The following is a 14,397-nucleotide window of genomic DNA, read 5'->3' as shown; positions in this document are numbered from 1 at the left end:
GTATTAAAAGAAGCGATATGGAATTTGACAACCTACCATCCGCACAATATCTATTTCATTACTCAAAATCATTACTACACGGAGAAATAATCATATCAAATTCCGCGAATTTTAGCATGGATTCAGAAGCGGACTTCAATTTATAGGCCCGCTCAACCACGGTATAAGAATGTTTTAAATCTTCCATTCTTATTTTTTTTAGTGGATTTACATAGACCCCGATAATTTTATCGCACTTATTCTTTAATGGTTCAATGGGAAAATTATTGAGAACACCTCCGTCAATATAATAAGCGTCGCCTATTTTGGTAGGGGTAAACATTCCCGGAAAGGAAGCCGAGGCCAATACCGGTCTAATGAGCTGTCCTTTATGAAATATTTTGAGTGTACCCTTTATAATGTCGGTACCCGTTACATAGAGGGGGTTCTTTAATACACTAAAATCATCCTTGGGGAAAAATTCCTTGAAATTGTCATAGTACTTTTCCGTATCTAAAAAACCTGGTTTGCTACGGGCGTACTTTTGTGTACGAAAAAGGGGTATGGTTTTAAAAAAATGCAATATTTCGGCCCAACCAACTCCTCCTGCATAGAGCGCTCCCACTATGGCGCCGGCACTGGTGCCGGATATATGTGTAGGGAATATTCCGTGCTCTTCCAAAGCCTTTATAGCACCAATATGTGCTACTCCCCTAATTCCTCCTCCTGAAAGTACAAGACCTATATTCATTTTTGTACGGTTATTATGCGAATTTAGGAACTACATCCCTAGAAAAATATGATGCATATCATAGATGACACTACAAAACGGGACTAAATATTTTAGCAAGTCCCTCTTTAAAACGCTCAGACTTGGGCCGTTGCGTAAATTCCTTATAATTTATTTCATGGCTAATTTTGCAATCATTTAAAAAATCACGCTTTAGCTCCCTTGTCAACTCTTTATCATAGGCCAAAACATTGACTTCGTAATTTTGTTCAAAACTCCTCACATCAAGGTTGGCGGTACCTATAGTCGTCAGTTCATCGTCCGTAAACATGATTTTACTGTGCAAGAAGCCATCAGGATATAGATAAATTCTAACTCCGGCTTCCAAAAAGTTTTCAAAATACGAGCGCACACTCCACCTAACCAAAAAACTATCGGAATTGGAAGAAAGTAAGATCCTGACATCAACCCCGCCCAAGGCGGCTACCTGTAAAGCTTCCATAAGGGCTTCTCCGGGAATAATATACGGGTTTACAATGTAGACATACTTTTTGGCACCGTTAATAAGTGAAAAATACAGCTGATGCACCGACGGAAAATCTGAATCCGGGCCGCTTGAGACGGTCTGCACAACTGATTTTCCAATTTTTGGTATGGTTGAAAAGTATGACAATGTGAGCATATCGTCCTTTCCACTGGCAAAGCTCCAGTCCATGGCAAATACCGCTTGAAGGCTATTAACTACAGGTCCTCTTAGTCGTAAATGCATATCGTGCCATGTTCCCAATATCGGGTCTCCGTTAATATACTTGTCCGATACGTTAATACCGCCCGTAAAAGCTGTATGCCCATCAACCACAACTATCTTTCTGTGGTTTCTATAATTAATGGATGAAAGCAGCCTTTTGAACCGAATTGGCAAAAAACTAAAAACCTCTACCCCAGCTTCCTTAAGCTGGTTGACATAGGCCTTACTTAATGTATTGCTGCCCAAACCGTCGTATAGGAAACGTATTTCAACACCTTCTTTTATTTTTCGTTGCCAGAGAGCCAGAAACCTATCGCCCAGCTCGCCTTGCTCAAAAATATAATATTGAACGTGTATAAACTTTTGGGCTCCTTCCATAGCTTGAAAAATTGCATCAAAGGTTGCCTGTCCATTTTTTAAGGAGGTCAGCTCGTTACCAAAACTGGGTAAAAAATTAGAGTTTTTAGCAATGAGCTTTACCAGTTTAAGGTGACCTTTTATCGGCTCGGGCACATTCTCCCCATTATTTCGGTCTATATCATCACAATATGCTTCCACCTTTTTTAGGTATGCCGAAATCTCTTCGGTTTTTTTAAGGCGGTAAAACTTATTTTTTCTTCTGTTACGCCCCAGAACGAAGTAGAACAACATACCGCCTACGGATATGGTAAAGATGGCTAAAAGCCAAGCTAGGGTCTTTGTTGGGCGTATACCATATAGCAGTAAACGACCTACTAAAAAGAGGGCCAATGAAAAGTAAATGATAAGTGCGATGGTCATATTGCAAATGTTATTTTGCCCAATGCAAACAAATCACCTTATCAGGAAGACCTACTCACTTATGCGCATTTCAAAATTTACCACACCTCCATCAATAGTAGCATGGTCCAAAACCCCTTTTTTGTAGAAGTATATATTTTCTTTACCATTAGCATTAATTTTCTTGTAGCTATGGTTTCCTAGGGGTACTATGGTATTCATAGTACCATCTTGTTCCGAGTAACAGTAATCAATATGCTTTGGTTCCTTAAAATACAGCAATATTGTAGTATAGGCTATAGAATCTTTCAAGGTACTTTCCCTTTTATTCTTTACGATGAGATATTGATTGTCTTTCCACAAGGTGCTTGTCTCCGCATGAGGCTTATGATTTACCAAAATATTGACGTTGGCCTTTTGAAGGTGGTCATTGTCAAAACTTACATCATATTTATAATCTACCGCTATAGTTGTCAGAATTTTGGTTTTAATGCTGGTAAAACTCTGATATGTAGTTACTGTACCCAAGGTCTTTCGGCTCACTTCTAAACTACCAATTGGCTTGTTCTTGACTAAAATATCGTATTTCAGTACCGTATCGGGAATAAGGCCGCCCATAATGCTGACAACAAAAACAAGTCCGATTACATATTTGACCATAATATTAAATATAGAAAGGCATTTGCTCAAGTACAAATTACCTTAAATAATACGGTCTCCCTTGACAAATATCATAAAAGAACGTAAAGTTTTTTTTAGATCACAATCATTAATTATAAGATAACGACACATTACCTAATGAAGGTCATAAGACCTATAACCAAATTCAACTAGAAGGGTTATGCAAATAGAAAGCCCTCAAATCTAACCTACCTACACGGACGCATACAGGTTTAGAAAAGAAGGCTATTCTAACGATTAGTGTTTATTATGATATCTCTACTTTTTTCGGACTATGTTTAGCTTCTTCTTTTTTAGCAATTTTGAATTTGAGAAGACCATCTTTGTAGGTTGCCTTTATTTTGTCGTCAGCTACACTTTCAGGTAATCGGAGTGATTTTTGAAAAGAGGTATAACTAAACTCCCTACGACTATAGTTATCTTCATCTTCTTCTATAACATTGGAGTTTTTTGCTGAAATGTTCAGGTACCCGTTATCGATGCTCACGTTAAAGTCTTTCTTGTCATAACCAGGTGCCGCCAGTTCAATTTCAAAATTTTCGTCATTTTCCTTAACGTTCATGGCCGGCTCTTCTAATTTCCCCAACCATGAACCTCCATTAAAAAAATCGTCGTTGTTGAAAAAATCATGGTTTACAAGATTCCCCCAAGGTCTTTTGTTAAATTTAATTAGTGACATAATCTTAACTTTTTTTAGTTAAACAATTAGTGTACAGCTAAAGTAAAATAGAAGCAAAACCAAAAATATGACATTCGTCAGGGTGTAAGGTTTTAACAAAAAAATAACAAGGACTTTGACAAACTAGATTTCCGCACTCAATTTCAGCATTTTACCGCTTAGCGTAAACAACCATCGTAATTGACCAAGTATTAAATGTGCCTCTTGCAAATTACGCTCCTCCCCCACTTTTACGGCATTTTCAAAATCCCATGCTATTGTCTTAAACTTAGAACGGTTACTTTTAAAAGATTTCTCGTGATGTTTGAGCGAAAAATTATCTTCCGTTTTCATATGGGCCAAAGTATCTGTGGTACGACCCAAATTTTCCATTATATGCGCTACCGCAGACCTAAAACCTTCTGATGCTTCCGTAGTACAATGATTCTGTATATATGAACTTAAGGAAGCCAAGGAAGATAAAAAAGAGTGACTCAGAGTTACCAGTTCATAAACCTCATTTACTTTTTTTTGTTTTGATTTGGGTTCTTGAACCATTTGTTGAAAAGCGGCACTTAGATTAGAAGTCTCTTCAAATGCTTTTTTCCGGCTTATTCTCAGTGCGGTAGGCTCCTTTTCCTTTTGGTCATAAATAAGGGCTATTTCATTTAGAAAATTTTTATTGGCCGCCAGACAGGTTCTTAAGTTGTCATTAATATTCAAAAAACTCCATGAAGGCCAAAGTACCAAAGTGGCAAAAAACGAAAGCAACGCTCCTAGAACCGTATCCAAAATCCGAAACTGAATGACCGTAACAATGTCCGGCAATAAAATTCCATAAATAAAAATTACGCTCAGCGTAACAAAAGTAGCTGCCGTCTTATAGTTTCTCTGCAGCATAGAAAAGGCCATGACCAACGAGGTCAGCCCTAGAATCCCAAAAACATAAGTATTCTGCACCAAAGCTACAATTACAAAAGCAATGGTAGCACCAATTAACGTACCTATAATCCTATCTTTTGAGCGGGTCTTGGTTAGCCCGTAACTAGGCCGTAGTATAATAATAATGGTCAATAAGATCCAATAGGGTTTCTGAAAGTCAAAGATGGTTCCTATGCTGTACCCAACCATTACCGTAACGGCCAAACGCAAAGCATGTCTAAAAATGGCCGATTTAAAATTAAAGTTACGAACCAACATTTTAAGGTCGTAATCTTGCAAGGTTATAAACTTACGTACGTAACTCTCATCTATAAATTGCAATTCCTCTGTTTTGGCCTCATTGCGCAACCAATTGATTTTTCCAAGCAACTCTACCTGCTTCTCTTGATACTCGTAAAGATTCTGAAGCATTAAATACGGGCTAAGATTTTCTTTTTTAGGAATACTTTTAAGTTGATTTATATTAGCCAAAATCTTATCTAAATACGGCTGTAGTTCTACTGGTGGTGGTAATTTTTTTCCGTGCCTTCCGGCAAAAGCAATACGTTCTAACTGTTCCGCGATCTTAAAAATAAGCTCTTGAAAACCGCTTTTGTATTGACTGTACGTTTTAAAGACCACATCCATTTGGCTATAGTTAATGGGGTTGGCAATTGCCGCTTCCAGCATTTCCACCAATTGGGCCAGAACCAGTAATTGTTTTCCGTGGTAAACGGAATACCGAGATCTTTTTCGGTTAAGAACTAACATCTCCCTTAAGGTTTCATGCTTTTCTATAAGCTGCTCCTGTAGCTTGTTCAGTTCGGACAATAATTTTTTCCGGTCAGAATCTGGTTCTACCAACTTTCCCCTAACTCGCAAAAATTTGGCTGTCAGCAGATAGGTTTCCCTAAATATTTCCTCAATTTCACCTTTAGGGTTTATATAATGCCAAACCATAACCACCAACAAGTACCACAAACTACCTATACCTACAAAAAAGGCATATTCATAGGTGTTAAGCACCTGAGGTTCATGGGCAAAACTAAGAACCAAAGCCAATAGACCGGAAAAGCTGACTAAAGTAGCCCTAAAACCAAAAATGGATATATAGGCAAGCAGGAAAGAAAGTACTCCTAGAACTGGAATCAAAATATAGGCCGGCAAATTCAAATATCCCCCAATAAAACTAATGATGACCACCAATACCGTAGCGCTAAGTATACCCGTAATTTTTTGTTTAAAGCTTCCATTAGCATTACTGGGTGCACTCCACAAAGCTCCAAAACAAACGGCAAGACCTATTTCTAGTTGATTAAAGTAAAGTCCCAACAAAATAGGGAAACTAACCGTAACGCCCACCAAGACCGCTTTTGAAAAATCAGTGCTTTTCAAAAACTGAAAAAGCTCCCTTAAACTATTTCCCATGTTTCCATACATTTATCCAAAACCATGCTTTACGGTTCAAAGATAGAAGATAACTTTGGCGTACTTGAATATGCAGGGTAATCTTTATTCAAAGCAACTTCCTTACTACGGATAGAAAGTGTAGAAGGATGCAATTTGTTTGGGCATTTTCCTTTTTTTAATGCAATTCCTGATATAACTTTAACTTTAAATTTGCCGCATGAAGAATACCATTTCCATTAGAGTTGCCGATTTTCTTAAAAACTACCCGCCTTTTAACGAGGTAGCCATTAAGGAACTAGAAAGTCTATCTGAAGAAATAAGTATTGTCTACAAGATAAAGGGTGAAGTAATCTTTGCCATAAACGAAGAGGCCCACCCCTATTTTTATGTAGTTCATAAAGGTGCCGTAGTACTTACCAAAGAACCCAATGATGAAGTTGTAGATTTGTGTGATGAAGGTGATATTTTTGGTTTACGCCCCCTTATTGCCAATGAAAACTACAAAATTGGAGCCAAAGCATATGAAGAGACCATCTTATATGCAATACCTATAGCGGAGTTTAAACCCATCATTAAGGATTACAAGGAAGTAGGTAATTTTTTAATTGAAAGCTTTGCCTCCAATACCCGAAATCCTTATTCAAAAAGTTACAGGGGCAAGCTTTACGAAGGCACTCCCCAAGCCAGTGAAAATGGCGTAGGAGACAAAGAATTGCTTGATTTGCAAGGCGTACCCTATTCAAAAAAACTAATAACCTGTTCAGAGAATACCACCATAAAGACCATAGCGGTTAAAATGACCGAAAAAAAGGTGGGCTCCGTATTAGTAGTAAAGGACAAACTTCCCGTGGGCATCATAACGGACAAGGATTTAAGGAATAAAATCGCCACTGGTCTTTTTCCAATAACTACAAGGGCCAAAAATATCATGAGCTCACCGGTAATTACGTATCCAAAAAAAATGACCGTTACCCAAGCACAGATGGCCATGATGAAAAGTGACATCAGCCATTTATGTCTTACGATGGACGGAACCCCAAATACAGAGGCCGTTGGTATCATTAGTAAACATGATATTATGTTTGAGCTGGGCAACAACCCCGCAGTGCTTTTAAAAGCAATAAAAAGAGCAAACGGATTTAAAAAATTAAAGGCGGTACGCAGAAGAATCATGAATCTACTGCAAGGGTACCTAGATCAAAATATACCCCTCACCTTAACTTCCAAGATTATTTCTGAGTTGAACGATGCCTGCATCAAGCAAATTATAAAAATAGCCTTGGATAAGATGGATGCCCCTCCACCGGTTAAGTTTGCATGGTTGGCCATGGGTAGCCAAGGCCGAAGCGAACAATTGCTACACACCGATCAGGACAACGCCCTGGTCTTTGAAAATGTACCCGAAGACCAACTCACAGAAACAAGAGACTATTTTTTGGCACTGGCAAGAATCGTTACCAAGGGCCTTTTTGATATTGGATACGAATATTGTCCGGCGGAGATGATGGCTTCCAACCCGGAATGGTGCTCAAGCTTGCAGGAATGGAAAGAACGTACACTCCATTGGATTACCAATCCCGGGCCGGACCAAGTACTCTTATCCTCCATATTTTTTGATTACAACCTCTCTTATGGCGATTCTAACTTGGTAAACGAGCTAAGTGCTCACCTTTTTGAAACTACGGAACAATACCCCAATTTCTTTTTGCATTTGGCAAGCGGTGCACTCCAAAGTCCGTCTCCCAGTGGCTTTTTCAGAAGCTTTTTGGTGGAAGAAGATGGTGAATACAAAGATTTTTTTGATTTAAAGCGAAGGGCCTTAATGCCTTTGATTGATGGAGCAAGGGTATTAGTGCTCTCTCACCAAGTAAAGTCCATCAACAATACTGCAGAACGCTTTGAAAAGCTTGCGGAACTGGAACCCAACAACCAAGAACTATTTTTGGCCTGCTCCTACGCTACCAAGGCTCTATTAAAGTTCAGGACAAAACACGGTCTTTTGCATAATGATTCCGGGCGTTTTATTGCTTTGAACAAACTTACGAAGGAAGAAAAAATAAAATTGAAGCGTAGTTTTAAGACCATAAAAGATTTACAGGAACTTCTTAAAATTCGTTTTAAGGTCACAAACCTATTGGGCTAATGGATTTCTTCAAAAAGCGAAAACAGAACTATCCTGACTTTTGGATGGACTATGAGGCCAAGTTTGAAAAGAAAGTGGATTATACCCTGTCCGAAATACGTTTTGTGGTGTTTGACACGGAAACTACCGGCTTTGACTATGATACAGACCGCATTCTATCTATAGGAGCACTATCTTTAAAGAATAATAGTATTGCTGTAAACGATAGTTTTGAAGTGTTTCTTTACCAGCATTTTTACCATGCCAAAAACATAGAGATACACGGAATTTTACAAGAGGAAAGACAAGAGCGTATAACGGAACTGGAAGCCCTGATCCTGTTTTTGGAATATATTGGAAATTCGGTTTTGGTGGCACATCACGCAGGCTTTGACAGAAATATGATCAATCATGCGCTAAATCGTCATGGTATGCCCGATTTGAAAAATAAATTTCTGGATACATCGGTATTGTACAAGCGTACACTAATCAAATCTCCATTGCTTCCCGTTAAGCCACAATACTCTTTAGACGAACTCGCAGAGAAATTCGATATATCAAAAAAAGACCGGCATACCGCTTTAGGCGATGCCTACATTACCGCAATTGCTTTCATTAAAATTGTTCAGAAACTAAAAACCAAGAAGAAATTTTCCGCAAAAAAATTACTCAAATAGTAAATTTACCTCTTTAAGTAATCTAACACATTACCCTCTATACGATTCTGTATATCAGATATATCTGCCTTAACAAATACTTCTCCGGTAATATTCTCGTAAAGTTCTATGTATCGGTCAGAAACAGACTCAATATACGCGTCTGTCATTTCGGGTAAAGACTGCCCTTCTAAACCTTGAAAATTATTCTGAATCAACCACTGACGCACAAATTCTTTGGACAACTGCTTTTGAGGTTCACCCTTTTCCTGCAACTCTTTGTATGTATCCGCATAAAAATAACGCGAGGAATCAGGGGTGTGAATCTCATCTATCAAAACAATTTTACCGTCTTTGGTCTTCCCAAATTCATATTTGGTATCCACAAGAATTAGCCCTCTTTCTGCTGCAATTTGAGTGCCTCTTTCAAAAAGGGCCCGTGTATATTTTTCAAGAACCTCATAGTCCTCTTTGGAGACAATACCTCTTTTAAGAATATCCTCTTTAGAAATATCTTCATCATGATCACCCATTTCGGCTTTGGTGGCCGGCGTAATAATAGGCTCAGGAAATTTATCGTTTTCCTTCATACCTTCCGGCATTTCTACACCACACAACACACGTTTGCCCAATTTGTACTCCCGGGTCGCATGACCGGACTGATATCCCCTTATCACCATTTCCACCTTAAAAGGCTCACAAGCATGCCCTACCGCAACATTTGGGTCCGGAGTTGCCATTAACCAATTAGGAACAATATCCTTGGTAGCATCCATCATTTTAGTAGCAATCTGGTTCAGAATCTGTCCTTTATACGGAATACCCTTGGGCATAACCACATCAAAAGCAGATAAACGGTCTGTAGCTACCATAACCAAAATTCCATTTTCTAACTCATATACTTCACGCACCTTTCCTTTATAAACACTTTTCTGGCCGGGAAATTCAAAATTGGTATCTGTAATGGTACTGCTCATTGGGTATTGGTAATTTTCTGTTGTAAAAATTATTTTATTAATTCTGGTGCTCAATATTCTTGTAGGCGTCAATAACCTTTTTCACAAGTCTATGGCGTATAACATCTTTATCGTCTAGATAAACAATTTCTATACCTTCAGTATTCTTTAAAATCAAAAGGGCTTCTTTTAAACCCGAAATAACCCTTCTTGGCAAATCTATCTGCCCGGGGTCTCCCGTAATCAAAAATTTAGCGTTCTTACCCATTCTGGTAAGGAACATTTTCATTTGGGCGTGGGTAGTGTTCTGAGCCTCATCCAGAATTACAAAAGCATTATCCAGCGTACGTCCGCGCATAAAGGCCAAGGGCGCAATTTGAATGATGTCACTCTCTATTAAATGGGCCAATTTCTCCGATGGAATCATATCTCTTAGTCCATCGTACAATGGCTGCATGTAGGGGTCTAACTTTTCCTTTAAATCCCCTGGCAAAAACCCTAAATTCTCACCAGCTTCTACCGCAGGTCTTGTTAAAATAATACGCTTTACCTGTTTCTCTTTCAGCGCTTTAACAGCAAGAGCAACCCCGGTATAGGTTTTACCCGTACCAGCGGGACCAATAGCAAAGACCATATCATTTTTCTTGGCAGCATCTACCAGTTTACGTTGGTTAACAGTCTGTGGTTTTATCAACCTGCCATTAACACCGTGCACCAAAGTTTCCCCACTATTTTCAGGAGACTCATAGTCCGAAGAGGTATTGCTCGTAAGCACTCTTTCTATGATGTTTTCATCTAGCTTGTTGTACTTTCCAAAATGTACGGTAAGCATATCAAAACGGCGCTCAAATTCCTCTAAGAGTTCTTCATCGCCATAGACTTTGATTTTACTTCCACGCGCCACTATTTTCAACTTTGGAAAATACTTTTTAAGCAGGTCTATATTTTCGTTCTGTTGCCCAAAAAATTCCCTCGGGCTTATCTCGGTAAGTTCTAATATGAGTTCGTTCAAAAAGTAGAGGTGTTAAAATGAAAGCCTGTGAACATAATATTTCGCTTGGCTGTTTTTTTGTTATAATTTTGTTTAACAAACTTAACGAAAATTTCAGTTTGCCTAACTAAAACATATCAACATTACTGTATGATAGCGAACTTAAATAATCTAATTCATTTATTTTCTAACAGCATCCTGCACACCTTTCTTCACAGGTTTAGCGTGGTCATTACGGTTTCACGCCCCATTATCCCATTGCCTCAAGTTATTCCAACTCCTATTTTTCCTGATGTAAATGAAAATAATTTATGAATCCGATTATAACGCTAACCACAGATTTTGGTCTTAAGGACTATTTTGTAGGTACCCTAAAGGGAACCATTTACAAAGAACTTAGCGATGCCCGAATTGTTGATATATCGCACAACATTAGCCCTTTCAACATTCAAGAATGCGCTTATATTTTGGAGAATTCGTACAAACATTTTCCTGAAGGAACCATACATATTGTGGGTGTAGATTCTGAACCCACTCCGGAGAATCAACATATAGCCGTTCTGGTGAACGGACATTATTTCATTAGCGCCAATAACGGGGTCATTGGTTTGATTACAAGCGAAATACAGCCCGAAAAAGTGGTAGAATTAAATATTCCCAACCCCAGCCACGGTTCTTTTCCCGTCTTGGACGTTTTTGTTCAGGTGGCCTGCCATATTGCACGTGGAGGCACATTGGAAGTAGTAGGGAGGCCTTTTGACCAACTGAAAGACCTTCGTGAATTTTCGCCCACGGTTACGGACAATGGCAATAAAATAATAGGTAGTGTCATTTATATTGATGCTTATGGAAACGTGGTGACCAATATTAGCCGAAACTTCTTTGAAGCGTACCGCAAGGGGCGGGATTTTGAAATTACCGCTCGTACTACAAAATTCACCAAACTCCATAACAAGTATAGCGACATTATTAATTTTGACTTGGATAAAAGTCAACGTAAGGGAGCAGGAGACCGTTTGGCCTTATTCAACAGCGCTAACTACATTCAACTGGCTATTTACAAAAGCGATTCCAATACCGTTGGTGGCGCCTCCACCCTCTTAGGCTTGGATTTTAGGGATACCGTCACCATTACTTTTTCATAACAATTGTAAAAAACAAGCCCTGTTGTGGCCAACAATTGCCGTTTAATTTGAAATTGTTTATAAATTTGATGTTATGCTTTTTAACATAAGCTGAAAAACAACCTCAAACTTAACTCTATAGTGTTCTTAAAAAAAGGAGCATTTATAATTTGAAGTCACCTATGCTTGCCATTTTTAAACGCGAAATACAATCGTTCTTTACCTCTCCCATAGGGTATTTGGTCATTGGGCTTTTCCTTACCCTTAACGGATTATTTCTTTGGGTCTTTAAAGGCCCATTTAATATTTTTGATTACGGATTTGCAGATTTAAGCAACTTCTTTCTATTGGCGCCTTGGGTCTTCCTTTTTCTGATTCCGGCCATTACCATGAAGAGTTTTTCAGAGGAGAAAAAACTGGGCACCTTAGAACTGCTTTTTATTAAACCCCTTTCTATCTGGCAGACCGTTTTAGGAAAGTTTTTTGGAACCCTTACTTTAGGGATTATAGCACTTGTGCCCACATTGCTGTATGTGCTCACGATATCCCAACTGGGTACTACCGTAGGAAATCTAGATATGGGGCTGGTGATAGGCTCCTATTTTGGCACGCTGTTTTTAATGAGTTGCTATACTGCTATAGGGCTGTTTACCTCTACGTTGTCCGAAAATCAAATTGTTGCCTTTATCATGGGATTGATACTCTGCTTTCTATTTTATTACGGATTTGAAGGTCTATCAACCATTTTTGGAAGCGGAGATACCTCGGTTTCTATAGCAAGTCTAAGCATGATGCACCATTTTGAAAGTGTAGCAAGAGGAGTTTTGGATACTCGTGACCTAGTCTATTTTATTACGCTAACGCTTTTCTTTCTTTTTCTAACCGTTGTTCAACTTAAAAACACCAATCGGTAATGAAAAAATCCCTTACCCCTATAGCTGTAGCACTTGTTGCATTAGTTGTAATCAATGCCGCTGCCACTTTCTTATATACTCGTTTTGATTTAACCGAAGACAGGAGGTATACACTATCCGAAGAAGCAATTCATACCGTGGAGGCTTTTGAACGCCCGGTGATCATAGATGTACTTTTAGACGGAAACCTCCCCCCTGAATTTGTTAAACTAAAAACGGAGACGCGTCAGTTACTTGAAGAATTTGAGTCCAAAAACAACAACATAAAGTTCAGTTTTGTAAACCCGCTTGAAGACGCCGCACAGATTGATGGCACTATAACCGATTTACAGTCTCTGGGATTGACGCCCGCCCAGATTACAGTAGAAGAAAACGGCAAGACCTCCCAAGAAATAGTTTTCCCTTGGGCCATGGTCAACTACAACAACAAAACGGTAAAAGTTCCATTATTGAAAAACAAACTAGGAGCTACTACGGAAGAACGTGTGAACAATTCTGTACAACATTTGGAATACGCCTTTGCCGATGCTTTTTCCAAAATAAACATTACGGAAAAGAAACAGATTGCCGTGCTAAAAGGAAACGGAGAGCTAGATGACATTTATCTAGCCGATTTCCTAACCTCTATTAAAGATTACTATAACATTGGGGCCATAACGTTAGATTCCGTGGCTACCAACCCTCAAAAAACCCTAGACCAGCTTAAAAGCTACGACCTGGCCCTGATCGCCAAACCAACAGAAGCTTTTACCGATGCCGAAAAATATGTATTGGACCAATATATCGTGAATGGCGGAAAATCCATTTGGCTCATAGACCAAGTGAATATGGAGCTAGATAGTCTTTTCAATGAAAGTGGTTCTGCTATGGCTTTGCCAAGAGATTTAAACCTAAACGACTTTTTCTTTAAATACGGGGTGCGTATCAATCCCAATTTGGTGAACGACATGTATTTTACCCAAATTGTACTTGCCTCCGGAGAAGGAAACTCCTCCGAATACAATCCTGTGCCCTGGTTTTACAATCCTATGGTTTTCTCTAAAAATGACCATCCTATAAATAATAATCTAGAGGCACTACGGTTTCAATTTGCCAATTCTATAGATACGCTGGCCAACAACAATAAAAAGACCGTACTCTTAAGCAGTTCTCCCCTGTCCAAACTAGATGGCGCACCCAAACAAATTAATTTGGATGTAATTAATATGTCACCCAAAAAGGAACTCTATAACAAAGGAAACAACCCTATGGCTGTTCTTATTTCGGGGGAATTCACATCGGCATTTAGCAATAGGGTCAAGCCCTTATCGTTAAACGGCACTTTGGAGAAAGGAAAAGAAAACCAAATGTTGGTAGTATCGGATGGAGATATTATCCGTAATCAAATACGAAATAATAGGCCTTTGGAATTGGGTTATGATAAGTGGACGAACAACTATTATGGTAACAAAGAATTTTTAATAAACGCCCTGAATTACCTTTTAGACGAAAAAGGACTTATAAACATTCGAAATAAAAAAGTTGCCGTACCCTTTTTGGATGCACAAAAGATGACAGACCAAAAAACCAAATGGCAGCTAATAAATATTGGCCTTCCCATAGGGTTGACACTTCTTTTTGGAGCTTTTTTCAACTATTTTAGAAGACGTAAATACGGGGCCTAGATGTTAATAAGTTTGTTTCGCTAAAAAATGCATTTCAAATATCTTTGTTTCATTCAGGTTTTAGAAGACTTGGTTTAAATTCGA

At 38.7% G+C, this 14,397-nt stretch carries 12 protein-coding genes; 5 read left to right on the top strand and 7 right to left on the bottom strand.

Going from position 1 to position 14,397, the window contains the following annotated elements; all coding sequences use genetic code 11:
* Positions 1-58: 58 nt before the first annotated feature.
* From Q4597_RS11605 to Q4597_RS11585, 5 genes are all read right to left on the bottom strand, one after another.
* The gene (locus Q4597_RS11605) at positions 59-730 is read right to left on the bottom strand and encodes a patatin-like phospholipase family protein (RefSeq protein ID WP_303406344.1); all 672 of its coding nucleotides are present in this window, start codon (positions 728-730) and stop codon (positions 59-61) included.
* Between the two features lie 70 nt (positions 731-800).
* A complete protein-coding gene (gene cls, locus Q4597_RS11600) occupies positions 801-2,237 on the bottom strand; it encodes a cardiolipin synthase (RefSeq protein ID WP_303406343.1) in 1,437 nt (478 codons plus the stop codon).
* 51 nt (positions 2,238-2,288) lie between these two features.
* A complete protein-coding gene (locus tag Q4597_RS11595) occupies positions 2,289-2,876 on the bottom strand; it encodes a DUF6134 family protein (protein ID WP_303406342.1) in 588 nt (195 codons plus the stop codon).
* A gap of 268 nt (positions 2,877-3,144) precedes the next feature.
* Positions 3,145-3,576 (bottom strand): Hsp20/alpha crystallin family protein, encoded by a 432-nt coding sequence (locus Q4597_RS11590; RefSeq protein WP_215914360.1) that lies wholly within the window; start codon positions 3,574-3,576, stop codon positions 3,145-3,147.
* A gap of 123 nt (positions 3,577-3,699) precedes the next feature.
* A complete protein-coding gene (locus tag Q4597_RS11585; protein ID WP_303406341.1) occupies positions 3,700-5,904 on the bottom strand; it encodes an FUSC family membrane protein in 2,205 nt (734 codons plus the stop codon).
* A 199-nt stretch (positions 5,905-6,103) separates the two neighbouring features.
* Here Q4597_RS11585 and Q4597_RS11580 point away from each other — a divergent pair, with 199 nt between their 5' ends.
* On the top strand, positions 6,104-8,029 hold the full coding sequence (locus Q4597_RS11580) for a DUF294 nucleotidyltransferase-like domain-containing protein (protein WP_303406340.1): 1,926 nt from the start codon (positions 6,104-6,106) through the stop codon (positions 8,027-8,029).
* Positions 8,029-8,685: a PolC-type DNA polymerase III gene (locus Q4597_RS11575; RefSeq protein WP_303406339.1), complete on the top strand. Its 657-nt coding sequence runs from the start codon at positions 8,029-8,031 to the stop codon at positions 8,683-8,685. Before Q4597_RS11580 ends, Q4597_RS11575 begins: the two co-directional genes overlap by 1 nt.
* Before the next feature lie 5 nt (positions 8,686-8,690).
* Here the strand turns inward: Q4597_RS11575 and Q4597_RS11570 are convergent, their stop codons facing one another.
* Positions 8,691-9,641 carry a phosphoribosylaminoimidazolesuccinocarboxamide synthase gene (locus Q4597_RS11570; protein ID WP_303406338.1) on the bottom strand — a complete coding sequence of 317 codons (951 nt, stop codon included), beginning with the start codon at positions 9,639-9,641 and terminating at the stop codon, positions 8,691-8,693.
* 37 nt (positions 9,642-9,678) lie between these two features.
* Positions 9,679-10,632 (bottom strand): PhoH family protein, encoded by a 954-nt coding sequence (locus tag Q4597_RS11565; RefSeq protein ID WP_215440104.1) that lies wholly within the window; start codon positions 10,630-10,632, stop codon positions 9,679-9,681.
* Between the two features lie 290 nt (positions 10,633-10,922).
* Between Q4597_RS11565 and Q4597_RS11560 the strand changes: the two genes are divergently transcribed.
* From Q4597_RS11560 to gldG, 3 genes are all read left to right on the top strand, one after another.
* On the top strand, positions 10,923-11,756 hold the full coding sequence (locus Q4597_RS11560) for an S-adenosyl-l-methionine hydroxide adenosyltransferase family protein (protein WP_215440102.1): 834 nt from the start codon (positions 10,923-10,925) through the stop codon (positions 11,754-11,756).
* A 161-nt stretch (positions 11,757-11,917) separates the two neighbouring features.
* Positions 11,918-12,649, top strand: a complete 732-nt coding sequence (gene gldF / locus Q4597_RS11555) for a gliding motility-associated ABC transporter permease subunit GldF (protein ID WP_303406337.1) — start codon at positions 11,918-11,920, stop codon at positions 12,647-12,649.
* Positions 12,649-14,313, top strand: coding sequence for a gliding motility-associated ABC transporter substrate-binding protein GldG (gene gldG, locus Q4597_RS11550; RefSeq protein WP_303406336.1), 1,665 nt, complete (start codon positions 12,649-12,651; stop codon positions 14,311-14,313). Before gldF ends, gldG begins: the two co-directional genes overlap by 1 nt.
* Positions 14,314-14,397 lie beyond the last annotated feature (84 nt).

The organism is Zobellia sp. 1_MG-2023 (genome assembly GCF_030549125.1).
In the GTDB taxonomy this organism is placed as follows: Bacteria; Bacteroidota; Bacteroidia; order Flavobacteriales; family Flavobacteriaceae; genus Zobellia; species Zobellia russellii.
Note: the sequence above shows the minus strand (reverse complement) of the source record. Positions and strands in the feature narration are given on the sequence as shown.